Genomic DNA, 23206 nt, shown 5'->3' with positions numbered 1-23206 from the left:
GAAGGCAAACCGATATGACCGAACGCATCACCTACGCCCGCGCCACCCACGGTGAGGAAGAGATCCAGGCCGTCGTCGACGTGCTCCGCAGCGGCCACCAGGGCCTGCGGATCGGCAAGAACGTCTTCGAGCTCGAGCGCCGTGTTCCGGAGCTGACCGGCAAGAAGTTCGGCGTCATGTGCAACTCGGGGTCCTCGGGCCTGTACCTCGCCGTCGAATTGCTCGACCTGCCCAGGGGCACCGAGGTGATCACCTCGCCGCTGACCTTCTCGACGGACGTCGCGCCGATCGTGCGGGCAGGCCTCGTCCCGGTGTTCGTCGACGTCGAACCGAACACCTTCAACGTCGACGTGAGCAAGATCGAGGCGATGGTCACCGAGAAGACCGGTGCCATCTTGATCCCGAATCTCGCGGGCAACTGTCCGGACTGGGACGCGATCCGCGAGATCGCCGACCGGCACGGGCTCGCCGTCGTCGAGGACACCTGCGACGCTCTCGGCCCCACCCTGCGCGGAACCCCCACGGGCGCACGGGCCGACATCAGCGTGACCAGCTTCTCGATGGCGCACATCATCACCTGCGCCGGTACCGGCGGCATGGTCATGATGGACGACGAGAGACTGCGCGATCGGGCATTGCTGCTGCGCCGCTGGGGCCGTCGTTCCGAGCCGAACCTCTTCGGCAACGGCACGGGCCGCGTCTTCCGCGAGGACCTGGACGGCGTCGACTACGACAACGACTTCATCTTCGATCTCGTGCCGTGGAACTTCGAGCCGTCCGAGCTCGGTGCCTCCTACGGCGTCGTGCAGCTGAACAAGCTGAGCCAGAACTACGAGCGGCGCAAGAAGACCTTCGCCGCATACACGGCGGCCTACGGCGCGCATCCCGAGTTCTTCACCACCCCGGTGGAGACCGACGGGCTCGACACCGCGTGGCTGTGCTACCCGGTGATGGTGAACGCCGACGCGCCCTTCTCCCGCAGCGACCTGCAGGAGTTCATCGAGGGCGAAGGCATCGACACGCGAACGGTGTGGAGCGGCAACATCACTCGGCACCCGATGATGCGCGGCGTCGAGCACCGCGTGCCCGCCGAGGGTCTCCCCGAGGCGGACGCCGTCTTCGAGCGGGGCATGACGCTCGGCATGAGCCACGGCCTGAACGACGACGAGGTCGCGCGCATCGGCAAGGCCGTCGACGACTTCGCGAAGAAGTGGAAGTGAGTTCGCCGATGTCTCGATTCACCGGGCTGCGCGCCGTGGTCACCGGTGCCAGCCGTGGCATCGGTGCAGGCGTGGCGGAGCGACTCGCTGCCGAAGGCGCCGACCTGCTCCTGGTGGCGCGCACCCTCGAGAGTCACCCGTCGTTGCCGGGCAGCCTCACCGAGACGGCGCAACGGCTCGCGCGTCACGGAACCCGGGTGGAGGTGCTCGCCGCGAACCTGGGCGACGAGCAGGACCGCGCCCGGATCGTCCCCGAGGCGATCGATCGGCTCGGCGGCCCCGTCGACATCCTGGTCAACAACGCAGCCGCGGCGATCTACCAGCCGCTCGCGGACTTCCCGCTGCGCCGCCGACGTCTGACCTTCGAGGTCAACGTCCACGCGCCGCTCGACCTGATGCAGGCGGTGATCCCCGGCATGCGCGAGGCCGGCCGCGGCTGGATCGTGAACATCACCAGCGCCAGCTCGCGGCTCTTCGACGGGCCCCCGTTCGAGTTGGTGCCGCCCGGAACGGATCTCGCGGTCTACGCGGCGTCGAAGGCGGCGCTGAGCCGGATCTCCAACGGCATGGCGGCGGAACTGTGCGACGACGCCATCCGCGTCAACGCGGTCCAGCCGAAGGCAGCAGTGCTCAGCGAGGGCGCGGCGCGGCTCGTCGGCGACACGATCCGTCCCGATCAGGTCGAGGCACTCGAGGAGATGGTGGAGGCCGTCACCACGCTGTGCGCGGCGCCCGAGCAGCTCACCGGCCGAGTCTGCGCCAGTCTCGATCTGATCGACGAGCTGGGTGTGCAGGTCCGCGGCCTCGACAACCGTCCCTGGAGTCGACTGGAGGCACGAGCATGAAACCGGTGATCGTGGATGCGGCACGCACCCCGTTCGGCAAGCGTGAGGGCTGGGTGTCCGGGCTGCACGCGGCCGAACTGCTGGGGCTCGCCCAGCGGGGCGTGCTCGACCGCCTCGACCTGGACCCCTCGCTGGTGGAGCAGGCGATCGGTGGCTGTGTCACCCCGATCGGCGAGCAGTACGGGAACATCACCCGTACCTCGTGGATGCATGCGGGCCTGCCCGCCGAGACCGGTGCGACGACGATCGACGCGCAGTGCAGCACCGCCCTGCAGTCGACGATGCTCGTCGCCGGCCAGATTGCGCTTGGCACCCTCGAGATCGGCATGGCCTGCGGGGTCGAGCTGATGTCGCGCGTGCCGCTGACCGCGAAGGTCGGCGTCGGGCTCGGCACGCCGCGCCCGTCGAGCTGGTCGCTCGACATGCCCGACCAGTACACCGGCGCTGACCGCATCGCCCGCGACCGCGGCTTCACCCGCGAGGACCTCGACGCCTTCGGCCTACGGTCCCAGCAGCGCGCCCGCGTGGCGTGGGACGAGGGCCGGTTCGACCGGCAGCTGATCCCGGTGACCGTGCCCAGCGCAGACGGCGACACGATGATCACCCGCGACCAGGGCCTGCGCGAGACCAGCACAGAGGCGCTCGCTCGCCTCCGGACGGTCAAGGAGGACGGCCTGCACACCGCGGGCACCTCGTCCCAGGTGTCGGACGGCGCAGGCGCCGCCGTGCTGATGAGTGAGGACCGCGCACGGGCTCTCGGGTTCGCGTCACGGGCCCGGTTGCTGGCCCAGTGCGTGATCGGCGGCGACACCGAGTATCTGCTGGACGGTCCCCAGGCCGCGGCGCAGCAGCTCTTCGACCGCACCGGCATGACCGTCGGCGACATCGACCTGTTCGAGGTCAACGAGGCGTTCGCGTCGGTCCCGATGTCGTTCGCACAGGTCCATGACATCGACCCGGACACCCTCAACGTCAACGGCGGCGCGATCGCGATCGGTCACCCCGCCGGGGCCACGGGCATCCGCCTGCTCGCCACCGCCGTCGACGAACTCGAGCGCCGCGACGAGCAGGTCGCCATGATCGCGATCTGCGCCTCGGCGGCGACGTCCTGCCTGATCCTGGAGCGTTGCTGATGCCCATTCCACTCGACGACGACCATCGCGCACTCGCCGATGCGGTAGCCGGTCTGGCCGCCCGATACGCGCCTCTCGAGAAGACCCGGGCCGCGTTCGCCGACCTCGCCGTCGGCAAGACACCCGACGTGTGGGGCGAACTGGTCGCGACGGGGCTGCACGCCCTCCACCTGCCGGAGCATCACGGGGGCTCGGCGGCAGGACTGACCGAGCTGGCCGTCGTGGCGGAGCAACTCGGCAACGCGCTGGTGCCCGGGCCGTGGCTGCCGACCGTGATCACCAGTTCGGTGCTCGCCGCGCTACCCACCGAGGGGCCGGTCGCGGGACTGCTCGACGAGTTCGGCGCGGGCGCCACGGGCGCGGTCGTCGCAGGCCCCGGGCTCGTCGCGACGACCGCCGACGCGGGGTGGACGGTCGCGGGGACCTCGGGGCCGGTGCTCGGCCTGCCCGGTGCGGACCGGGTGATCGTCCGGGCCGATCTGGGCGGCGAGCCGCTGTGGTTCCACCTGACGCCCTCGGGCGCCGAGGTGGACATCGCCGACGGAGTCGACCTGACGAGGCCGGTCGGGATGCTCCGGCTGGACGGCCACGTCGTCGAACCCGGGGCGATGCTGCCGGCACCCGATGCGGACCGGCTGGACCTGGTGGTCAACGCCCTGCTCGCGGCCGAAGCCGCGGGCGTGTGCTCGTGGGCGCTGCACACCGCGGTCGAGTATGTGCGCAACCGAGTGCAGTTCGACCGCCCGATCGGCAGCTTCCAGGCCGTGCAGCACAAGGCCGCAATGATGCTGGTTCGCACCGAAACTGCGTGTGCGGCAGCGTGGGACGCCGCTCGGGCGGCGGAGCAGCCGGCCGACCAGCAGCGGCTCGCCGCGGCACAGGCCGCGCTGACGGCCCTGCCCGCCGGTGTCGACGTCGCCTACGAATGCGTCACCCTCCTCGGCGGCGTCGGGTTCACCTGGGAGCACGACGCCCACCTGTACTGGCGTCGCGCGGTCGGCATCGCGTCGGCCGCCGGGCCCGAGGACGGCTGGGCACGCCGGCTCGGCGACGCCGCGCTCACCGGCACCCGCGACTACTCGTTCGTCGGCGAGCAGGCGCTGCCCGAACTGCGCGCGCGGGTCGCCGCGGTGCTCGACGAGGCGGTGGCGCTGCCCGACGACGCCGTCCGCAGCGACGGGTGGGCCCCGGAGCGTGGCGGCTCCCGCCGCGCACGGCTCGCCGAGACCGGGCTGGTCGCGCCGCACTACCCGGCGCCCTACGGGCTGGGCGCGGGCCCTGAGGAACAGGCGGTGATCGCCGACGAGTTCGCTCGGCGCGGGTTCGCGCAGCCGACCACCGTCATCGGCGAGTGGGTGCTGCCCACCCTGCTCGTCCACGGCACCGAGGAGCAGCGGCAACGGTTCATCGGTCCGACCCTGCGTGGCGAGATCGTGTGGTGCCAGCTGTTCAGCGAGCCCGGTGCGGGGTCCGACCTGGCGAGCCTGGTCACCCGCGCCCGCAAGGTCGAGGGCGGCTGGTCGCTGAGCGGCCAGAAGGTCTGGACGTCGATGGCGCACGAGGCGGACTGGGCGGTGTGCCTGGCTCGCACCGACCGCGACGTGCCGAAGCACCGCGGGCTGTCGTACTTCCTGGTGGACATGCGCAGTGAGGGCGTCGACGTGCGCCCGCTGCGGCAGGCGACGGGCCGTTCGGAGTTCAACGAGGTGTTCCTCGACGACGTCTTCGTGCCCGACGCATGCCTCGTCGCGGAGCCGGGCGACGGCTGGCGGCTGGCGGTCACGACCCTGTCGAACGAGCGGCTGAACATGGGGGCCACGCTGTCCCACGGTTCGGCTGCACGAGTACGGGAGCTGATCGAGTCCGGCCGGTGCGCCGCGCAGCGGGACGACGCGATCCGCGTCCTCGGCCACAACACCGGTCGCGAGATGGCCCTGTCTGCGCTCAACCTGCGCAGCGTGCTGGGCCGGATGTCGAATCTGGACGTGGGAGCGGAGATCAGCGTGCAGAAGGTGTTCAGCGCGATCGCCCAGCGCGACGGTTCGCGCGCGCTGGTGTCGTTGCTCGGCCCGGCCGGAACAACCCTCGACGGCGGTCATGTCGTCGACTACATCGGCCTGCCCGCAGTGCTTTTCGGTGGCGGCACCATCGAGATCCAGCTCAACGTCATCGCTCAGCGCGTGCTGGGCCTGCCGCGCTGAGCCACCACCGACAAAACCGAGGAGACCACATGCAACCCGAGTTGTCCGAGAAGTCGCGACGGCTACGCACCGAACTGCGGGAGTACTTCGCGCGCACCATCGACGACGAGGACCGACGCGCCCTCGTCGACCAGACGGAGGGCGGCCCCGTCTTCGACCGCATCCTGCGCCGGATGGGCGCCGACGGCTGGCTCGGCCTCGGCTGGCCGGAGGAATACGGCGGCCGCGGTGAGGATCCCGAAGCGCTGTACGTGTTCTACGACGAGGTGATCCGCGCCGGTGCGCCGCTCTCGCTCGTCACGCTCAACACCGTCGCACCGGCGTTGATGAAGCACGGCACGCAGGAGCAGAAGGACTACTTTCTGCCGAAGATCCTCACCGGCGAGCTGATCTTCGCCATCGGCTACACCGAGCCGAGCGCCGGTACCGATCTCGCGTCGCTGCAGACGCGGGCACGGATCGACGGCGACGAACTCGTCGTCAACGGCAACAAGATCTTCACCAGCGCAGGTGTTTTCGCCGACTGGATCTGGCTGGCCGTGCGCACCGACCCGGATGCGCCTCGGCACAAGGGCATTTCGGTCGTTCTGGTGCCGACCTCGGCGCCGGGCTTCTCCGTCACCGAGATCCACACGGTCGGCGGCATCAGTACCTCCGCGACGTATTACGAGGACGTGCGGGTGCCGATCGGCAACATCGTCGGGACGTTGAACGAGGGCTGGGGCCTGATCACGAACCAGCTCAACCACGAGCGGGTCGCGCTCGCCGCACGGGGCGGGATCGCGAACGAACTCTACGACGCGGTTCTCGAATGGGCGCAGCACGAGCCGGTCGGCCCGGGCGTGCTCTACGACATGCCGTGGGTGCGCAGCACCCTGGCCGAGGTGTATGCGTTGCTGAGCGCCGCCGACCTGATCAACCTGCGGCTGGTCGCCGACGTCGCGGCCAACACCCTGGGTGGAGGCGATTCGGCGGCCGCCAAGATCCTCGGCACCGAGGCCGTCGTGACCGCGTACGGGCGGCTGCAGGAGGTGCTGGGCGCCAAGGGGCTGCTTCGACCGGGCAGTGCGGGCGCGCCGGTCGAGGGACGCGTCGAAACCCTCGCCCGCCGGGCACAGAACAACACCTTCGGCGGCGGGACCAACGAGGTGATGCGCGAGATCGTCGCGAGCAAGTGTCTCGGCATGACACTTTCCGCCCGCCGACGCCCCGAGGCTCAGAAGACCGAAGTGAGGAACTGACAATGGATTTCGCGCGCAATGAGGACCTCGAGGCGATAGCCGGCCTGGCCGGCCAGATCTTCGGCTCACTCGCCGAGCCGGAGCGGGTGGTGCAGGTCGAGACCGGCGAGAACGGCTTCGACCGCACACTGTGGACGACCCTGGCGGAGTCCGGTCTGCTCGGGATCGCCCTGCCCGAGTCGGTCGGCGGTGCCGAGCAGGGCATGCTCGGTCTGGTGGCCCTGCTCGAGGAGCAGGGCAAACGGGTGGCCCCGGTCCCGCTGTGGCCGGTACTCGCAGGCGCCGCGCTGCCGCTCGCGCACTTCGGCAGCGAGGACCAGATCTCGCGCTGGCTGCCCGGACTGGTCGAAGGGACCTCGCTGCTGATCGCGGCGTTCGAAACCGCTCCGGGGCAGGACATTCCGGTGCTCGCCCTCCGCAAGGGCGACACTCTCGTCGTCAGCGGAGAGATCGCCGCCGTGCCCTCGGCGGCCGTGGCCGACGGCATCGTCATGCCGGTTCGCTGCGAAGACGGCTCGGTCGTGGTGGCAGTGGTCCCCACCGGCGCAGCCGGACTCACCGTGATCCCGCTGGACGTGACCAGCCACGAGAGTGCAGGCGTGGTGCGCTTCGACGAGGTCGAGATCCCGGTCACCGATCAGCTGGCCGGCGACGGCGACGAGATCACGGCATGGGTCCGTCGGCGCCTGCGCATCGCCGTCGCCGCACTGCAACTGGGGGTCTGCGAGGAGGCGCTGCGGATGACCGCGGCCTACACCTCCGAGCGGGTGCAGTTCGGCCGGCCGCTGTCGACCAACCAGGCGGTCGCCGTCCGGGCCGCCGATGCCTATCTCGACACCGAGTCGATCCGGCTCACGACGCAGCGTGCCGCGTGGCTGCTCGACGAGGGCCGCGAAGACGAGGCGGAATCGGCGAGCCTGGTGGCGAAGTGGTGGGCGGCGCGCGGCGGTCTGCGGGTGGTGCACGCGACGCAGCATCTGCACGGCGGCATCGGCGCCGACGTCGACTACCCGATCCACCGCTACTTCCTCTGGGGCCGGCAGTGCGCGTTCACCCTCGGCAGCGCCGATGCCGTCGCCGCGGAGCTCGGCGCGCAGCTCCACACGGCGCCGCCGATCGGCGCTCCGACGTGAGCCGGGGCCGTGACGAGATCGTCGCCCGGCTCACCGCCCCAGGGCAGCCGTTCGAGATCCGCTACGAGGACGTGCACGGCCGGTCGCTCGAGGTCTTCGCGCACCGGCACCGCTGCCTCGGTGACCTGGTGCGGGCCTCGCGCGATCACGGCGAGAACGAGTACCTGGTCACCGAGAGCGCGCGGTGGACGTATGCCGAACACCACGAGGCGGTGGCAGCGCTCGCGACCGCGCTGCGTGAGCGGTACGGCGTTGCGGAGGGCGACCGGGTCGCGCTGTGCGCCGCCAACTCCGCGGAGTGGATCATCGCGTTCTGGGCGGCGGTCTCGATCGGCGCGATCGCCGTCGGGGTGAACGCCATGTGGGCCGGAGCGGAGATCGGATACGGGATCGCCCTGACTGAACCGGCAGTGCTGATCGCCGATCGGGCGCGGTCCGAACGTGCAGGGCCACAATCTATCCCGGTTCTGTCGATCGAAACCGATGTACCGGAGCTGGTCGCCGAGTACCGCGGTGCGCCGCTTCCGGACGTGGAGGTGGGCGAGGACGCCCCGGCGGTCATCCTGTTCACCAGCGGCACCACCGGCCGGCCCAAGGCGGCGACGCACTCGCACCGTAACGTGCTGGCGGCCGTCTGGTTCCACCTGCTGAACGACGCGGTCTCCACGGAGTCGGGACAGCCCCCGAGCGACCGGCGGTACCTGCTCGTGTCCCCGCTGTTCCACATCGCGTCCCTGCACAATCTCGCGGTCGTCCGGCTCGCAGTCGGGGACACCGCGGTCCTCTACCAGGGCAAGTTCGAGATCCACGCGGTCCTGCGGCTCATCGAGCGGGAACGGGTGACGAACTGGGGCGCGGTGCCCACGATGCTCTCCCGGCTGGTCGACACCGACCTGTCGGGATACGACCTCGACTCGCTGCGGACCGTCTCGATCAGCAGCGCGCCGTCGTCCCCGACGCTCAAGGCGCGGTTCCGGGACGCGCTGCCCGCGGCGGCGGGCTCGTTCGGGACGAGCTACGGCCTCACCGAGTCCTCGACCGCGGCCACACTGGCGTCGCCGGCCGAGTTGCTCGCGGACCCGGACACGGTCGGCCGTCCGGTCCCGACGATGCGCGTCGAGGTGCGGGACGCGTCGGGCGAGCGGGTCCCCGACGGCACCGAGGGCGAGATCTGGCTGCGCGGCCCGCAGGTGATGCTCGGGTACTGGGGAGATAGCAGTGCCGACGAGGCCTCGAGCACCCCGGACGGCTGGTTCCGGACCGGCGACCTCGGTGTCTTCTCCGGTGGGTACCTGCGCATGGCGAGCCGGCGTTCGGACCTGATCCTGCGCGGCGGGGAGAACGTCTATCCGGCCGAAGTCGAGAACCGGCTGGCGCTCCATCCCGATGTGCGCGAGTGCCTCGTGGTCGGGGTGTCGGACGAGGACATGGGCCAGGCGGTCGCGGCGGTCGTCGTCGTCCGCCCCGGGTCGGCGCTGACCGAGCAGGAGCTGCACGGCCACGTGGTCGCCGCGCTCGCGCGCTACAAGGTGCCGACGCGCTGGGTGATCGGCACCGAGGCGTTGCCGCGCAACGCCACCGGCAAGGTCGACCGGCGCCGCGTGACGGAGCACGTCGCCGGCGACGGCGCGCAGTCCTCGTGTGGGCCGACGCGGGAGCCGTCGGCACAGTTCGGATGACAGGAGTGACGGAGTGACGATGAACGACACCGATCTGACCGGCCGCACCGCGGTGGTCACCGGCGCGGGCGCCGGGTTGGGGCGCAGCGAGGCGCTCGCCCTCGCTGCCGGCGGAGCGAACGTGGTGGTCAACGACCTCGGTGACGGTGCGGACGGGGTGGTCGCCGAGATCGAGGCAGCGGGCGGTCGTGCGATCGCGATCCGGGGCGATGTCGGCCGGTGGGCGCTCGGACAGGAGCTGGTCGGCGCGGCCGTCGACGCCTTCGGATCGCTGGACATCGTCGTCAACAACGCCGGGATCACCAGGGACGCAATGCTGTTCAACATGACCGAGCAGGGCTGGGATGACGTGATCCGGGTCCATCTGAAGGGCCATGCCGCGCTCTCACAGGCCGCCGCCGCGCACTGGCGCGCTGCGTCGAAGTCGGCGGGTGGTCCGGTGTACGGCCGGATCGTCAACACGACCTCGGAGGCGTTCTTGTTGGGCGGACCGGGGCAGGCGAATTACGCCGCCGCGAAATCGGGCATCGTCGCGCTGACGCTCGCCGCCGCGCGCGGGCTCTCCCGCTACGGCGTCACCGCGAACGCGATCGCGCCACGCGCCCGGACGGACATGACGGCGCAGGTGTTCGAGGCGGACCCACGCGGCACCGGGCTGGACATCCTCGCGCCCGAACGTGTGGCGACGTTCGTCCGCTACCTCGCGTCCCCCGGTGCTGCCGCGGTCAACGGGCAGGTCTTCGTCGTCTACGGCGACATGGTGGCGCTGATGGCGCCCCCGACCGTCGAGCGCACGTTCGTGGCCGCCGACGGGGTGTTCACCGCCGACGAACTCGACGACCGGGTGTCGACCTACTTCGCGGAGCGAGGTGCCGCCCGGACTTTCGCCGCCGACGGCGTCGCGGCACTGGACACGACGGGTGTGGGCACCACGGCCGGCTGACGGCCCGTGGTACTGGATCGGAAGGCGGTACACGCGTAAACTTCGGCACCAAGCAAGTGCTAGGTAAAGAAGGGAGCGGGTCGCGATGACGACAATGCAGACGGACGCGGTCGTATCGGAGTCGTCGTCGCGTGTGCCCCGCCCGAGCGTGGTCGAACGCTTGACGCAGATCCTCGACGTCTTCGCGGGCAACGAACTGCACCCTCTGCGACTCGAGGACATCGCCCGCAAGAGCGGGCTGCCGCGATCGACCGCCTTCCGCCTGCTGACCCAGCTGGTCGACCTGCACTGGCTCGAGCACACGTCGCGGGGCTACCGCCTGGGAATCCGGTTGCAGGGAGTCGGCGGCGGCGCCGACGGTCACACCGAGTTGCGCGCGGCGGCGTCGGGGATTCTCAACGAGGTGCACCTGCGGACCGGGGCCGTCGCCCACCTCACCGTCCTCGAGGGACGCACCGTGCACTTCCTGGACAAGGTCGGCGGCGCCGCCAGCAGCCGGGTCCCGTCGCAGGTGGCGGCGCGAATGCCCGCGGCGAGCGTGGTCAGCGGTCGCGCGCTGCTCGCCTGCCTGGCTCCCGAACGCGTCGACGTACTCATGTCCCTTGGGCCCGATCCCACCGGCGACGCCGACCTGTCGGCGCTGCACGCGCAGCTGAGCCGGATTCGGCAGCGCCGCGGGATCGCCTTCGCGCCCGGCGAGAAGTGCCCGCTGCGGATCAGTGCGGTCGCGGCCCCGGTCATCGGGCCCGACGGGGCGGTGGGGGCGGTGTCGGTGGCCAGCTGTGGCGTTGTCGAGCTCGGCATGCTGGCGCCGCTGGTCTTCTCGGCGGCGCGGCACATCGCCCGGACGCTCTTCCCGGGGCGCCGGCAGAACCGCCTGCTGGCGGTCAGGTAGCCCGGTCAGGTAGTCGCTGACAGGCGGACCGACGCCCGAGCGGTCCCGCTGTACGGGCCGGACACGACGAAGCCCCCGATCCGAAGATCGGGGGCTTCGTCAGCGCGGAGGATAGGGGATTTGAACCCCTGAGGGCGTTAACCCAACCCGCGTTCCAGGCGAGCGCCATAGGCCACTAGGCGAATCCTCCGCGTCGGAGCATACCGAACGATCGAGGGGGAGCGCTAAACGTGCTGGTCTCGTGCCTTTTCGGGTGGCAGTTCTATGCCTCCCACGACAGATTCGTCAGGGCCTGTTCGGCGCTGGGCGCCACCCGGTCGCACGACGTGTCCGGGTTGACGATCGCGTCGATACCGAACTTGGTCTCGATCGACAGGGTGCCCGAGTCGTCGGTCGCGAACTCGACGACACATTGGTATTTGTTCTCGCCGATCACCTTGCCCTCGCGACCCGCGGCGGTGATCGACCGCAGCGGGTCGTGCGACTGCGGCGCCGAGGTCAGGGTGACCGTGACGGTGTTGAAGCTGTCCGCCTCACCCCAGCGGCAGGCATTGCGTCCCGACGACTCGAGTGGGGCCGATGCCGGCAACGCGCCCGGGAAGAGCGGGGTCAGCGTCGAGTCGTCGACGAGCGTGCACGGGTCTGCCGTGTCCCACTTGGCGGCGTCTGCGGACTCGCCGTCGCTGCCGCTCGCATTGCCGCACGCGGCGAGGGACGCCGCTGCTGCCAGGGCCCCTGCACCCGCTGCGAGCCTCGTGAGCAGTCGCGGTGCAGAAGGTCCTGCCTCGATCGATGTGGTCTTGATTTTCATGCACGAACCCCTTGCCCGACGACCCAGAACTTCGGGGGGCGACGTTAACACCGGCTCGCAGCGCGGGCGTGCGCCGTCTCGGTGGCGGTGCAGCGGTGGAAGGGGCGGCTCGGCGCGTTCGGTGCGTCCCGTCTACACTCGTTGATGGATCCCGCGCGGCGCGCATCCTGTGAACTCCCCCAGGGCCGGAAGGCAGCAAGGGTCAACGGGCTCTGCCGGGTGCGCGGGGTCCCCTTACTTCCTGCTCCTAACCCGACCGACGTCGGTGAAAGGCCGTTCCGGATGCCCAGCCAAACCCAGTACGGGTTGATGAGCCCAGAGGAACTCCGCTCCGAGAACGAGCGCCAACAAGCGAAGTACTCGCAACTCCAGGCCGAGAAACTCGCTCTCGATCTCACGCGTGGCAAGCCGTCGCCGGAACAACTCGATCTGTCGGACGGGCTGCTGTCGCTTCCCGGTTCGGGCGAATACCGCGACGACGCCGGCACCGACACGCGCAACTACGGCGGCCTCACGGGCCTGCCCGAACTGCGCGCGATCTTCGGCGAGCTCCTCGGCATCCCGGTGTCGAACATCTTCGCGCAGGGCAACGCCAGCCTCGAGATCATGTACGACACCGTCGTCTTCTCGCTGCTGCACGGCACTCCCGATTCGGAGACACCGTGGGGTCGCGAGCCGATCAAGTTCCTGTGCCCGGTGCCCGGGTACGACCGGCACTTCGCACTCACCGAGAACCTCGGCATCGAGATGATCCCGGTGCCGCTGCTGCCCGACGGACCCGACCTGGTCACCGTCACGCGACTCGTGGCCGAGGATCCGCAGATCAAGGGCCTGTGGGCGATCCCGAACTACTCGAACCCCACCGGGGCCGTGTACTCGGAGGAGGTCGTGCGGACGCTCGCGACGATGCCCACCGCAGCGCCCGATTTCCGGCTGTACTGGGACAATGCGTACGCCGTCCACCCGGTCGTCGGGCCCATCGCGCCGTCCTACGACGTGCTGGGCATGGCCGCCGCCGCGGGTGTGCCGAACCGGCCGCTCGTGTTCGCGTCGACGTCGAAGATCACGTTCGCGGGCGCGGGCGTGAGCTTCCTCGCCTCGTCGGACGCGAACCTGGCGTGGTACCAGAACCATCTCGGGAAGAAGAGCATCGGCCCGGACAAGGTGAACCAGCTGCGGCATGCACGCTTCTTCGGCGACGCCGACGGCGTGCGCGCCCACATGGAGAAGCACCGCGAGATCCTCGCGCCCAAGTTCGCTCTCGTGCTGCGCATCCTCGAGGATCGGCTGGGTTCGTCGAAGGTCGCGTCGTGGACGGAACCCAAGGGCGGCTACTTCATCAGCCTCGACGTTCTCGACGGCACGGCGCGTCGTGTCATCGAGCTCGCGAAGAACGCGGGCATTTCGCTCACTGCGGCCGGCTCGGCCTTCCCGTACTCGAAGGATCCGCACGACCGCAACATCCGGCTCGCCCCGAGCTTCCCGTCGCTCGACGACCTGGAGAAGTCGATGGACGGTGTCGCGACGTGCGTGCTGCTCGCGGCCAGTGAGGCACTGCTCGCACGCTGAGTCGAGCGTTTCCGCGCACCGCTGCAACTCGGCGGGCAGCGGGTCTCTGCCTGCACCCACAGCCTGGCCTTCCCTGGTCGGCTCGGCACCATCTCCTGCTGCTCATGCGCCGACGGCTTCGCGGCCGTATCTATCCGTCGCTTCGGGTGAGCGCCGCGAGCCACAGCGCAATCGTGGCCTGTAACGCGCCGGAAGAAGGCGGCTCAGAGCCTCGTGAGCCTGCGGTGTACTGAAACACCAGGCCTTCGAGCAGGCCGATCAGGTCGTGGGCGGCGAGTTCCGGGGTCGACGAGCCCAGTGCATCCATGAGTTCGCACGCGGGCGTTGGGGAGAAGAGGCAGGCGCCGAGGCGAACTCGAAGTTCGTCGTCCTTCGCGGCGTCGGTCACGAGCGCGTAGCGCGCCAGCAGGTCGCGGCGCCGCTCGGCGAACAGGGCCTCCAGGTAGCCGGCAATGAAGTGGGCCGCCTCGTCGGCGGAGGCAGGCGGTTGCGAGGGAACGGTGGCCGCGAACCGCTCGGCGGATGTTCGCGTCAGGTGGGTGACCGCAGCGGACACCAAGGCGTGCCGGGTTCGGTAGTAATACGAGGTCGAGCCGCGGGGGAGTGCGAGTCGGGTATCTATCGCCTGGTGTGTGAGTGCGTGGTTGCCGCCTTCGGCCGCGAGATCGAGCGCGGCCTCGCAGATGAGGCCGCGACGTGAGCTGCGCTGCTGCCGCGGCATGACGCCTCCTTTCCGGTCCGCCGAGATCTACGACACGACGGCGTCGATCTGAAACTCTACATTGCTAGAGTTTCGTCATGCGCTGGCAACGACGACGTGGGCGTGCACGACCGGTGCCCACCGTGGACCGCGGAATGCTGGAGAGCGCAGCGACGGATGCGGGCTTCGTTCTCGACGCCGCGCAGCGCCGCGCCGTGGATGCGCTGAGCGCGGTGGACGCGGGGGTGTACGCGTGGGGGCCGCCCGGACGCGGCAAGAGTTGGCTGATGGCGGCGTACTTCGCGGCGTTGCCCACCGAGCGGAAACTTCGCGTGCACTTCCACGCCTTCTTTCGTGATCTGCACGCGGCAATCCGGGAGTGCGGCAACGATATCGAGGCGGCATTGGACAGTCTCGTCGGTGACGCCGATGTCGTGTGCTTCGACGAGTTCCATGTGCACGACCCCGCCGACGCCAAGTTCATCGCGCGGCTGATGCCCGTGCTCTACGCGCGTAGTGCGCGGGTGATCCTCACATCGAACTATCCGCCGCGCTCGTTGCTGCCGAATCCGTTGTTTCATGCCGACTTCGTGCCCACCATCGAGTTGATCGAGCGTATGTCGGCGGTCGTCGCCGTCGACGGGCCGGTCGACTACCGGACGCGCTCGCGGCACGAGGACGGCTTTGCCGCGGGCTGGTGGGTGGCGCCAGGGACGGCGGAGCAACTGGCAGCGCTGAGCCTCGTGCGGCCGCCGCAGAATCGATGCGAAACGCTATTCCCTGCAGGGCATCCCGTGCGAATCCGGGGTGCCGAGGGTCGGCGCCTGTGGGTCGATTTCGCCGACCTCTGTGGTGGCACGACTGCCCCGGTGGACTATCTCGCCCTCGCCGAGGGCTTCTCGTCGTGGGTGATCGACGGCATTCCGGATCTGCGATCCGCCGGTCGCGAACCGGCTCAGCGATTCGCGAATGTCGTCGACGTGTTGTGCGACCGGGGTGTGACGCCGGTGCTCGTCGCAGCTACGACCCTCGCTCGGGCCACCGCAGGTGGCGCAATACCGATCGACGCGGCACGCATCGTGAGCCGGCTCGGCCAGCTTCGGGAGGTTGGCACGGAGACGCCTTTCCTATAACCTTTAGCTAGTTGGCGATCTTCCTTAGGGAGCTGGTGTGGTGCGTGCGGGTCTGACGACCGATCGGGTCGTGCGAGCGGCCGCCGAGCTGGCCGACGACATCGGGTTCGACGCCGTCACCCTGTCCGAGGTCGCGCGACGGTTCGGAGTCAGGGTTGCGAGCCTGTACTCCCATGTCGCGAGCCTGCACGATCTGCGCAGCAGGATCGCCGTGCTCGCGCTTGCGGAGGTTGCCGCACGTGCGTCGGACGCCGTCGCCGGGCGGTCCGGCAAGGAAGCGCTCGTCGGCCTCGCCGATGTCTACCGCGACTACGCGGGCGCACATCCGGGCCGATACGCCGCCATGCAGTATCGGCTCGATCCGGAAGTCGCGGTGGCGAGTGCAGGGCCCGCGCTGGCGAATCTCACGCGCGCAGTACTGCGCGGATACGACATCGCCGAACCCGATGCGACACACGCGGTTCGGCTACTGGGGAGCGTGTTCCACGGCTACGTGTCACTGGAGGGCAGTGGCGGATTCGCGCACAGCATGCCCGACAGCAGTGAATCGTGGGCACGCAGCCTGGACGCGCTCGACGCGCTGCTCCGCAACTGGCCGACGCAGGCCACGACGACAACAGACAGCACTACCCGATGGGAATCCTCGTGACAGACCTCGCAACCGTTTCCGGCACCGTGCCGATTTCGCCCGACATGGTCCGTGGCGCCGTCGAGCTCGAACACACCGAGCGCGGACTTCTGCCCCATCGCCTGCCGGCCCGGGCGCGGGCGCAGTATCACGACGACCGGCTGGCAGCGGCGGAGACGCAGCCCGCCGGGGTGCGCGTGGTGTTCCGAACGTCGGCGACGTCCGTCGAACTCGACGTTATCGCCACCAAGCAGGTCTATCCGGGAGCGCCGCCGCGGCCCGACGGCGTGTACGACCTCGTCGTCGATGGGCGGCTCGTCGGGCAGGCGAGCGCCGAGAGCGGCGATGTGGTCACGATCGACATGGCCACAGGGCACGGCGACCGCACCGAGGGTGCGCCCGAGACCCTGCGGTTCGACGGCCTGCCGGGTGAGGACAAGGAAGTCCAGATCTGGTTGCCGCACAACGAACGTACGGAACTCGTCGGGTTGCGTGCCGACGCGCCGATCGCGCAGGCACTCGAGTCCGGCCGACCGCGCTGGCTGCATCACGGCAGTTCCATCAGTCAAGGCTCCAATGCCGTCAGCCCCACCGGCACGTGGCTCGTGACCGCCGCCATGGAAGGCGCGGTCGATCCGGTCAATCTGGGCTTCTCGGGGAGTGCACTGCTCGATCCGTTCGTGGCGCGCGCAATGCGTGACATTCCGGCCGACGTCGTGAGCGTCGCGATCGGAATCAACGTCGTCAATGCCGATCTCATGCGCCGCCGGGCGTTCGGGCCCGCGGTGCACGGTTTCCTCGACACCCTGCGCGACGGCCACCCCGACACGCCCCTGCTGATCGTCTCGCCCATCCAGTGCCCGATCCACGAGGACACGCCGGGTCCTGGCGCGTTCGACCTGGACGCGCTGCGCGCGGGCACCGTCCGGTTCCGTGCGACGGGCGATCCCGACGAGATCAGGGACGGCAAGCTCACCCTGAGCATCGTGCGCGACGAACTCGCGAGCATCGTCGCGCAGCGTGCGGTGGACGATCCTCGACTGTTCCATCTCGACGGCCGGGAGCTGTACGGCGAGAGCGACTACGCCAGGTTGCCGCTGCCCGACGAGCTGCATCCGGACGCCGAAACCCACCGGCTGATGGGAGAACGCTTCGCGCGGTTGGTGTTCGACGACAACGGCCCGCTCGCGATGCGAGCGGGCCGTCCGGGGCGGTGACGCGTCAGGTGAGCACGTCGACCACGCGGTCGATCATGTCGCTCGCCGAGTAGTAGTCGAGCCGGAAGCTGGTGGTGCCGAGGGCGTACACGTGGCCGGCGACGACCGACGGCGTCTCGCGCAGGGTCGCGTCGGAGAGCAGACGTTCGGCAGCGTCGTCCTCGGCGGCGATGACGAAGGTGGTGTTGCCGGGTAGTGCGCGCGACAGGTTCTCCTGAGCCACCGACACGATGTCGGAGCGCTTGCCCATCGCTCCGCCGGGGCCGGCGGCGGCGATCTCGGCGGGCAGCTCGGCCGTCGTCAGACCCAGCCGGGCCAGCAGTTCGCCCTGCGCCGACTCCGCGGTGAAGATCTTCGACTCCTTCGGCGAGTTGTACGTCAGGGTGTTGACCGGGTTCGCGCTGGAGAGCACCTCGGGGCCGAGGGCTTCCTTGGCCTTGTCGATCTTGTCGTCGAACGACGCGAGCAGGTCGTCTGCCTGCTGCTCGGCGCCGATGGCCGCCGCGACCTGCTCCGTGGTTTCCTCCCACGACTTGTCGTCGTACCGCACCACCACGACGGGCGCGATCTTGCTGAGCACGTCGTACTGGTCGAGAGCCGAGTCGGCTCCGCTGGCCGAGACGAAGATCAGGTCGGGTTCCGCGGCCGTGATCGCCTCGACATTCGGCTGTCCCTGATAAAGCACGTCGAGGTTGCGATCGGTCGCGACGTCAGCCCACTGTGTGAACAGGCCGCGGTCGTCGGTCACCGTGGACGGCGGCTGCGCGGCGGTGCCTGCCAGCGGCGCGTCGAGCGCGAGCAGGCTGCCGGTGAGGGTGACGCTGGTCGACACGATACGTTCGGGCTGCTGCTCGATGGTGATGTCGCCGCGCTCGGTCGACACCGTGCGCGGCCAGTCTCCGGTCGAGGTGGAAACCGCGGTGTCGTCCGCGGACTCGTCGGACGACGAGCATGCGGCGACACCGCCGGCGAGAGTGAGTGCGGCGAGAACCGCGATTGTCCTACGAAGCATCGACGTGCTCCCTTTCTGGGATCAAGATAAACAAGCTTAGGCTAACTTAATGTCCGAATCGGGAGGTGACGAGGTGGCCGACAATGCAGCGCCGGGCCGACAGCGTGCGAGACGAGTGCGAGTGCCGGGGCCGGAACGCAGGACCGCGACGTCCCCGCTGATCGCAAGCCTGGACGCGTCGGATCCCGACGGGATCCGACGGACCATCGCCGCGACCGGTGGCCCGATCGCCGAACCGTCGGATCGCCCGGACTCGGTCTTCGCGACGTTCTGCTGGTGGGACCCGGACGGCGACGAGTCGACGTCGTCGACGCGCTGCGTCTACCTCGACGCGAACGGGATCACCGACCGTGCCCGCCCCGAGCGCGCCGCCCTCACGAGGCTGCCGTCGACACCACTGTGGCACGTGTCGATCGAGGTGCCCGCGCGGTGGCGTGGCGCGTACCGTTTCCTGCCGCGGCGTGACGAGCTCGCTCCGCCGGCGTCGGGCGGGCCCGGCTGGCAGTGGTGGCGTGATGTGCTCTCCGCCGCGGTCGTCGACCCGTTCAACAGCGACCGTTTGGCGCGTGCGGAATGGCCCGGTTCGGTCGCGGCGATGCCCGCGGCGCCCGAGCAGCGGTGGTGGACGCCGTCGGTGGGGCAGGGGCGGCTGTGGCGTGAGCAGTGGACGCTCGCCGGGATCGACCGGGCGGTGTGGCTGTACGAGCCGGCGGGCGCCCAGGTGACAGCCGACCGGCCCGTCGCGATCCTGTTCGACGGGCGCACGTGGGCCGTCGAGAACCCGATCCTCGCCGGGCTCGACCGGGTCGCCGCACATGTCGGCACGTCGCCGCTCGTCGTGATGATCGACAGCGTCGACACCGACGTGCGGATGCGTGAACTGGGGTGCGACGACCGGTTCGCACATGCCGTGACCGACGAGCTGCTGCCCGCCCTGCGTCGTCGCTTCGGCGTGACGGCCGATCCCGCGCGCACCGTCGTCGCCGGGTCGAGCCTCGGCGGTCTCGCAGCGGCCTACCTCACGGCGACGCGGCCCGACGACATCGGCGTCGGGGTGAGTCTGTCGGGCTCGTTCTGGTGGCCCGGCAACGGTCCAGGAGGGTCGTTCCAGCAGGTGGTGAAGGGCGGCACAGGCCGGTTCTTCCTCGCGCCCGGCGAACTCGAGTGGATGCTTCTCGACGAGAACCGCGAGGTCGACACGTTGCTGCGCGCGCACGGCCACGACGTGCACTACGCCGAGTTCTGTGGTGGGCACGACGTCGTGCAGTGGCGCGAGCAGATCCTCGCGGGCCTGGCGTGGGCGCTCGCCCCCGTGCGTGAAACAGGCGTACCTGGACTCGCAAAGTACTCACGAGCGACGGAGGAGCACGTGGGAGGATGAGCGCATGGCTGTGACGCTGCACCTCGCCGGAAACCGGACCGCGGACGCGCTGCTCGAACGTGATCCGCTCGCGCTTTTGCTGGGTATGTTGCTCGACCAGCAGGTCCCGATGGAGACCGCGTTCGCCGGCCCCGAGAAGATCGCCTCGCGCATGAGCGTGGGTGACGGGGTACTCGACGCCGCGAGTATCGCCGACACCGATCCCGAACAGTTCGCGGCGCTGTGCGCGACGCCCCCCGCGGTGCACCGGTTCCCGGGGTCGATGGCCGGGCGCATCCAGTCGCTGTGCCGCACGATCGTCGACGAGTACGACGGCGACGCGTCGCGCATCTGGACCGACGGCGACCCGGACGGGAAGCAGGTGTTGAAGAGGCTGAAGGCATTGCCGGGATACGGCGATCAGAAGGCGCGCATCTTCCTGGCGTTGCTGGGCAAGCAGATCGGGGTCTCTCCTGCCGGCTGGCGCGAGGCGGCCGGTGCCTATGGAGACGACGGCGCGCGCCGGTCGATCGCCGACGTCGTCGACGACACGACGCTGCTCGAGGTGCGCGAGTTCAAGAAGGCCGCCAAAGCGAAGGCGGCACAGGAGAAGGCAGCGAAAGCACAGGGCAAGAGCTGAGCCGGGTCCTCAGCGGCGCGGGAACCCGGTCGCGGGCGACGGCAGACGCAGTCCCGGCCACGCCACGTGCGCGGACGCGTCCGGCTCGCGTCGGGTGCGTGCGTAGCGGGCGGCGATGCTCGAGCACAGTCCGGCCGCGTCGAGCCCGTGCAGACGATGTACGTCCGACCGTTCCCGGGCCTCGACGAATCCGTCGGCCAGTCCGAGCGTGAGCAGCGGTGTCGTGCGGCCGAGGGTGCGCAGGCTACGGGCGAGCGCGTCGCCGAAGCCGCCCGGCACGGCGTTGTCCTCCACGGTCACGACGAGCCGGAAGCGAGCCGCCGCGCGGGTGAGCGCCGGATCGACGGGCACGATCCACATCGGGTCGGCCACCGCGGTGGGGATGCCTTCCGCGCGCAGCAGCGCGGCGGCGTCGAGTGCGGCGTGGGCGAGTGGGCCGACCGGAAGGATCAGCACCTCCCGTGCCGGGTCGGGTGGCGTCAGCAGATCGGCCGAGCCCAGCGTTCCGTAGGTCGGAATCTGCTCGGGTGTCCGGCCGCTCGGGTAGCGCACGGCGGTCGGCCCGCGTCGCTCGGCGACGGCGTCCGCGAGCAGGCTGCGCAGTCGCACCGCATCCCGAGGCGCGGCGACGCGCATGCCCGGGATCTGGCCCAGCATCGACACGTCCCACATCCCGTGGTGAGACGGCCCGTCGACGCCGGTGATTCCGGCGCGGTCGAGCACGAAGGTCACCGGAAGCCGGTGCAGCGCAACGTCCATCAACAGCTGGTCGAACGCGCGGTTGAGGAAGGTCGCGTACAGCGCGACGACAGGGTCGAGTCCCGCCATCGCGAGGCCCGCCGCCGACGTGACGGCATGCTGTTCGGCGATGCCGGCGTCGAACACGCGGTCCGGGAAGGCCTGCGCGAAGGAGAACAATCCGGTGGGACGCAGCATCGCGGCAGTGACCGCGACGAGACGCTCGTTGTGCGCGCCGAGTTCGGTGAGCTCGACACCGAAGACGTCGGTCCATGCCGGGTCGGCGGCCTTCTTCGTGCCGCGTGTCCGGGGCCGGACGGTGTGCATACAGTCGGCTTCGTCGTTCTCGGCAGGCCGGTAGCCCGCGCCCTTGACCGTGAGGCAGTGCACGACGACCGGACCGGAGTGCTCGCGCGCAGCAGCGAACGCATCTTCGAGCGCTTCTGCGTCGTGGCCGTCGACCGGCCCGACATAGCCGAAGCCCAAGGTGGCGAACAGATTCGAGTCGGCGGTACCTTCACGCAATGCGCGCAGGTGTGCCGCGACCGCACCGACCGTGGGTGAATACGAACGGCCGTTGTCGTTGACCACGACGACCACGGGGCAACCCGACACCCCGATGTTGTTGAGCGCCTCCCAGCACATTCCACCGGTGAGTGCGCCGTCGCCGACCACCGCCACCGCGCGGCGTGTCGGGTCGCCCAGCCGGAACCCCTTGGCAAGGCCGTCGACGTACGACAGTGCGGCCGATGCGTGCGAGTTCTCGACGTGGTCGTGCGGGCTCTCGGCACGTGCGGGATAGCCGGAAAGGCCTTCCGCGCCACGCAACCGGTCGAGAAGGTGCGCACGGCCGGTGAGCATCTTGTGCACATAGGACTGGTGCCCCGTGTCCCACACGATCGCGTCGCGCGGCGACTCGAACACGCGGTGGAGCGCGATGGTCAGCTCGACGACACCCAGATTGGGGCCGAGATGCCCACCGCGGTCGACGACTGTTCCGACGAGTGCCGACCGGATCTCGTCGGCGAGGGCGGGCAGCTCGGCCCTCGGCAAGCGGCGCAGGTCGTCGGGGCCGCGCAGCTCGCCGAGCAGGCCGCCCGCGGTCATGACGAGACCGCGGCGCGCAGGGTCTCCCGCAGTGAACCGAGCGTCGCGACGACGGCCGTCGGCTCGTATCCGCAGTGGGCCATGCAGTTCGAGCAGCGGTCGTCCTTGCCACGCCCGTACGCGTCCCAGTCGGTGTCGTCGATCAGCTCCCGGTAGGTGTCGACGTACCCGTCCTCGAGCAGGTAGCAGGGCTTCTGCCAGCCCTTGATCGAGTAGGACGGCACCGCCCACGCCGTGCAGTCGAAATCCCGTTTGCCTTCGAGGAAGTCGAGGAACAGCGGGGAGTGGTTGAGCCGCCACTTCTTGCGCCTGCCGTCGGCGAACGACTTGCGGAACAGCTCGCGGGTCTGCTCGACACCGAGCCAGTGCTCCTGGTCGGGCGCCTTCTCGTAGGCGAAGCCGGGCGAGATCTGCATGTTGTCGACCTTCAGGTCGTCGTTGAGGAAGTCGAGGACGTCGATCACGTCCTGCGGAGTGTCGGTGTCGAAGAAGGTCGTGTTCGTCATGACCCGGAAGCCCGCCGCCTGGGCCTGTTTGATCGCGTCGACGGCCTGATCGAAGACCCCTTCCTTCGACACGGACGCGTCGTGCCGCTCCCGGAGCCCGTCGATGTGCACCATGAACGCGAAATTGCGGTGCGGCGTGAACCGGTGCAGATGCTTGGGCAGCAGTACGGCATTGGTGCACAGGAAGACGATCTTCTTCTTGTCGAGCAGGCGCTGCACGATCTCGTCGATCTGCTTGTGCATGAGCGGTTCGCCGCCCGCGATCGACACCATGGGGGCGCCGCACTCGTCGATCGCCCCGACCGCCTGCTCGACGGGCATGCGCTGCTTGAGGACCGACGCGGGGTGCGCGATCTTGCCGCAGCCGGCGCACGCGAGGTTGCACGCGAACAGAGGTTCGAGCTCGACGATGATGGGGTACTTCTCGCGACGCAGCATCTTCTGCTTGAACAGGTAGGTGCCGAGCCGAAGTGTCTGGTGCCAGGGCATGTCCAT

The 23206-nt window shown here is 69.7% G+C and carries 20 protein-coding genes, 1 tRNA gene and 1 other RNA gene; 16 read left to right on the top strand and 6 right to left on the bottom strand.

The window, feature by feature from the left end:
• The first annotated feature begins 14 nt into the window (after window positions 1-14).
• From HCA44_RS11930 to HCA44_RS11890, 9 genes are all read left to right on the top strand, one after another.
• Window positions 15-1220, top strand: coding sequence for a DegT/DnrJ/EryC1/StrS family aminotransferase (locus tag HCA44_RS11930; RefSeq protein ID WP_169648776.1), 1206 nt, complete (start codon window positions 15-17; stop codon window positions 1218-1220).
• 8 nt (window positions 1221-1228) lie between these two features.
• Window positions 1229-2065 carry an SDR family NAD(P)-dependent oxidoreductase gene (locus HCA44_RS11925; protein ID WP_169648775.1) on the top strand — a complete coding sequence of 279 codons (837 nt, stop codon included), beginning with the start codon at window positions 1229-1231 and terminating at the stop codon, window positions 2063-2065.
• The gene (locus HCA44_RS11920) at window positions 2062-3198 is read left to right on the top strand and encodes a steroid 3-ketoacyl-CoA thiolase (protein WP_169648774.1); all 1137 of its coding nucleotides are present in this window, start codon (window positions 2062-2064) and stop codon (window positions 3196-3198) included. The genes HCA44_RS11925 and HCA44_RS11920 overlap by 4 nt, the downstream gene beginning before the upstream one ends.
• Window positions 3198-5399: an acyl-CoA dehydrogenase gene (locus HCA44_RS11915; RefSeq protein ID WP_169648773.1), complete on the top strand. Its 2202-nt coding sequence runs from the start codon at window positions 3198-3200 to the stop codon at window positions 5397-5399. Before HCA44_RS11920 ends, HCA44_RS11915 begins: the two co-directional genes overlap by 1 nt.
• Window positions 5400-5428: 29 nt before the next feature.
• The gene (locus tag HCA44_RS11910) at window positions 5429-6640 is read left to right on the top strand and encodes an acyl-CoA dehydrogenase family protein (protein WP_169648772.1); all 1212 of its coding nucleotides are present in this window, start codon (window positions 5429-5431) and stop codon (window positions 6638-6640) included.
• A gap of 2 nt (window positions 6641-6642) precedes the next feature.
• On the top strand, window positions 6643-7773 hold the full coding sequence (locus tag HCA44_RS11905; protein WP_169648771.1) for an acyl-CoA dehydrogenase family protein: 1131 nt from the start codon (window positions 6643-6645) through the stop codon (window positions 7771-7773).
• Complete coding sequence (locus HCA44_RS11900; RefSeq protein WP_169648770.1) at window positions 7770-9452, top strand: class I adenylate-forming enzyme family protein; 1683 nt, start codon at window positions 7770-7772, stop codon at window positions 9450-9452. The genes HCA44_RS11905 and HCA44_RS11900 overlap by 4 nt, the downstream gene beginning before the upstream one ends.
• Before the next feature lie 19 nt (window positions 9453-9471).
• Window positions 9472-10395 carry an SDR family NAD(P)-dependent oxidoreductase gene (locus tag HCA44_RS11895; protein ID WP_169648769.1) on the top strand — a complete coding sequence of 308 codons (924 nt, stop codon included), beginning with the start codon at window positions 9472-9474 and terminating at the stop codon, window positions 10393-10395.
• Window positions 10396-10480: 85 nt separating this feature from the next.
• The gene (locus HCA44_RS11890; RefSeq protein ID WP_240945467.1) at window positions 10481-11290 is read left to right on the top strand and encodes a helix-turn-helix domain-containing protein; all 810 of its coding nucleotides are present in this window, start codon (window positions 10481-10483) and stop codon (window positions 11288-11290) included.
• Window positions 11291-11395: 105 nt separating this feature from the next.
• Here HCA44_RS11890 and HCA44_RS11885 read toward each other — a convergent pair.
• Window positions 11396-11480: transfer RNA gene (locus HCA44_RS11885), tRNA-Ser, on the bottom strand.
• Window positions 11481-11552: 72 nt separating this feature from the next.
• Window positions 11553-12101, bottom strand: a complete 549-nt coding sequence (locus HCA44_RS11880) for a DUF3558 domain-containing protein (protein ID WP_240945466.1) — start codon at window positions 12099-12101, stop codon at window positions 11553-11555.
• Between the two features lie 142 nt (window positions 12102-12243).
• Between HCA44_RS11880 and ffs the strand changes: the two genes are divergently transcribed.
• An RNA gene (gene ffs, locus HCA44_RS11875) (signal recognition particle sRNA small type) lies at window positions 12244-12340 on the top strand.
• 43 nt (window positions 12341-12383) lie between these two features.
• Window positions 12384-13670: an aminotransferase class I/II-fold pyridoxal phosphate-dependent enzyme gene (locus HCA44_RS11870; protein ID WP_169648768.1), complete on the top strand. Its 1287-nt coding sequence runs from the start codon at window positions 12384-12386 to the stop codon at window positions 13668-13670.
• A gap of 130 nt (window positions 13671-13800) precedes the next feature.
• On the opposite strand, the gene HCA44_RS11865 is transcribed toward HCA44_RS11870, so the two are convergent.
• On the bottom strand, window positions 13801-14391 hold the full coding sequence (locus tag HCA44_RS11865) for a TetR/AcrR family transcriptional regulator (protein WP_169648767.1): 591 nt from the start codon (window positions 14389-14391) through the stop codon (window positions 13801-13803).
• Window positions 14392-14525: 134 nt separating this feature from the next.
• Here HCA44_RS11865 and zapE point away from each other — a divergent pair, with 134 nt between their 5' ends.
• Genes zapE through HCA44_RS11850 form a run of 3 tightly spaced genes read left to right on the top strand, consistent with a single transcriptional unit; the run spans window position 14526 to window position 17348 of the window.
• Window positions 14526-15503 (top strand): cell division protein ZapE, encoded by a 978-nt coding sequence (gene zapE, locus HCA44_RS11860; RefSeq protein ID WP_169648766.1) that lies wholly within the window; start codon window positions 14526-14528, stop codon window positions 15501-15503.
• A gap of 40 nt (window positions 15504-15543) precedes the next feature.
• Complete coding sequence (locus HCA44_RS11855) at window positions 15544-16152, top strand: WHG domain-containing protein (protein WP_346764686.1); 609 nt, start codon at window positions 15544-15546, stop codon at window positions 16150-16152.
• 44 nt (window positions 16153-16196) lie between these two features.
• Window positions 16197-17348, top strand: a complete 1152-nt coding sequence (locus HCA44_RS11850) for an SGNH/GDSL hydrolase family protein (RefSeq protein WP_240945485.1) — start codon at window positions 16197-16199, stop codon at window positions 17346-17348.
• A gap of 4 nt (window positions 17349-17352) precedes the next feature.
• Here HCA44_RS11850 and fepB read toward each other — a convergent pair whose 3' ends face one another.
• Window positions 17353-18360 (bottom strand): Fe2+-enterobactin ABC transporter substrate-binding protein, encoded by a 1008-nt coding sequence (gene fepB / locus HCA44_RS11845; RefSeq protein WP_169648763.1) that lies wholly within the window; start codon window positions 18358-18360, stop codon window positions 17353-17355.
• A gap of 49 nt (window positions 18361-18409) precedes the next feature.
• Here fepB and fes point away from each other — a divergent pair, with 49 nt between their 5' ends.
• Window positions 18410-19741, top strand: a complete 1332-nt coding sequence (gene fes / locus HCA44_RS11840) for an enterochelin esterase (RefSeq protein WP_169648762.1) — start codon at window positions 18410-18412, stop codon at window positions 19739-19741.
• A 4-nt stretch (window positions 19742-19745) separates the two neighbouring features.
• Complete coding sequence (locus tag HCA44_RS11835; RefSeq protein WP_169648761.1) at window positions 19746-20360, top strand: HhH-GPD-type base excision DNA repair protein; 615 nt, start codon at window positions 19746-19748, stop codon at window positions 20358-20360.
• A 9-nt stretch (window positions 20361-20369) separates the two neighbouring features.
• Here HCA44_RS11835 and HCA44_RS11830 read toward each other — a convergent pair whose 3' ends face one another.
• Both HCA44_RS11830 and hpnH read right to left on the bottom strand, forming a co-directional pair.
• Window positions 20370-22190 carry a 1-deoxy-D-xylulose-5-phosphate synthase gene (locus tag HCA44_RS11830; protein WP_206038064.1) on the bottom strand — a complete coding sequence of 607 codons (1821 nt, stop codon included), beginning with the start codon at window positions 22188-22190 and terminating at the stop codon, window positions 20370-20372.
• An 11-nt stretch (window positions 22191-22201) separates the two neighbouring features.
• The gene (hpnH, locus tag HCA44_RS11825; RefSeq protein ID WP_169648759.1) at window positions 22202-23206 is read right to left on the bottom strand and encodes an adenosyl-hopene transferase HpnH; all 1005 of its coding nucleotides are present in this window, start codon (window positions 23204-23206) and stop codon (window positions 22202-22204) included.

The organism is Rhodococcus sp. HNM0569, from assembly GCF_012726205.1.
Classification (GTDB): Bacteria; Actinomycetota; Actinomycetes; order Mycobacteriales; family Mycobacteriaceae; genus Rhodococcus_F.
This window is presented reverse-complemented; position numbering and strand designations above follow the sequence as displayed.

Excerpts from the sequence above, each read along its gene's own strand:
- HCA44_RS11930 (WP_169648776.1), top strand. The coding sequence starts at position 15 with ATGACCGAACGCATCACCTACGCCCGCGCCACCCACGGTGAGGAAGAG.
- HCA44_RS11925 (WP_169648775.1), top strand. The coding sequence starts at position 1,229 with ATGTCTCGATTCACCGGGCTGCGCGCCGTGGTCACCGGTGCCAGCCGT.
- HCA44_RS11920 (WP_169648774.1), top strand. The coding sequence starts at position 2,062 with ATGAAACCGGTGATCGTGGATGCGGCACGCACCCCGTTCGGCAAGCGT.
- HCA44_RS11915 (WP_169648773.1), top strand. The coding sequence starts at position 3,198 with ATGCCCATTCCACTCGACGACGACCATCGCGCACTCGCCGATGCGGTA.
- HCA44_RS11910 (WP_169648772.1), top strand. The coding sequence starts at position 5,429 with ATGCAACCCGAGTTGTCCGAGAAGTCGCGACGGCTACGCACCGAACTG.
- HCA44_RS11905 (WP_169648771.1), top strand. The coding sequence starts at position 6,643 with ATGGATTTCGCGCGCAATGAGGACCTCGAGGCGATAGCCGGCCTGGCC.
- HCA44_RS11895 (WP_169648769.1), top strand. The coding sequence starts at position 9,472 with ATGAACGACACCGATCTGACCGGCCGCACCGCGGTGGTCACCGGCGCG.
- HCA44_RS11890 (WP_240945467.1), top strand. The coding sequence starts at position 10,481 with ATGACGACAATGCAGACGGACGCGGTCGTATCGGAGTCGTCGTCGCGT.
- HCA44_RS11880 (WP_240945466.1), bottom strand. The coding sequence starts at position 12,101 with ATGAAAATCAAGACCACATCGATCGAGGCAGGACCTTCTGCACCGCGA.
- HCA44_RS11870 (WP_169648768.1), top strand. The coding sequence starts at position 12,384 with ATGCCCAGCCAAACCCAGTACGGGTTGATGAGCCCAGAGGAACTCCGC.
- HCA44_RS11865 (WP_169648767.1), bottom strand. The coding sequence starts at position 14,391 with ATGCCGCGGCAGCAGCGCAGCTCACGTCGCGGCCTCATCTGCGAGGCC.
- zapE (WP_169648766.1), top strand. The coding sequence starts at position 14,526 with ATGCTGGAGAGCGCAGCGACGGATGCGGGCTTCGTTCTCGACGCCGCG.
- HCA44_RS11850 (WP_240945485.1), top strand. The coding sequence starts at position 16,197 with ATGGTCCGTGGCGCCGTCGAGCTCGAACACACCGAGCGCGGACTTCTG.
- fepB (WP_169648763.1), bottom strand. The coding sequence starts at position 18,360 with ATGCTTCGTAGGACAATCGCGGTTCTCGCCGCACTCACTCTCGCCGGC.
- fes (WP_169648762.1), top strand. The coding sequence starts at position 18,410 with ATGTCCGAATCGGGAGGTGACGAGGTGGCCGACAATGCAGCGCCGGGC.
- HCA44_RS11835 (WP_169648761.1), top strand. The coding sequence starts at position 19,746 with ATGGCTGTGACGCTGCACCTCGCCGGAAACCGGACCGCGGACGCGCTG.
- hpnH (WP_169648759.1), bottom strand. The coding sequence starts at position 23,206 with ATGGACATGCCCTGGCACCAGACACTTCGGCTCGGCACCTACCTGTTC.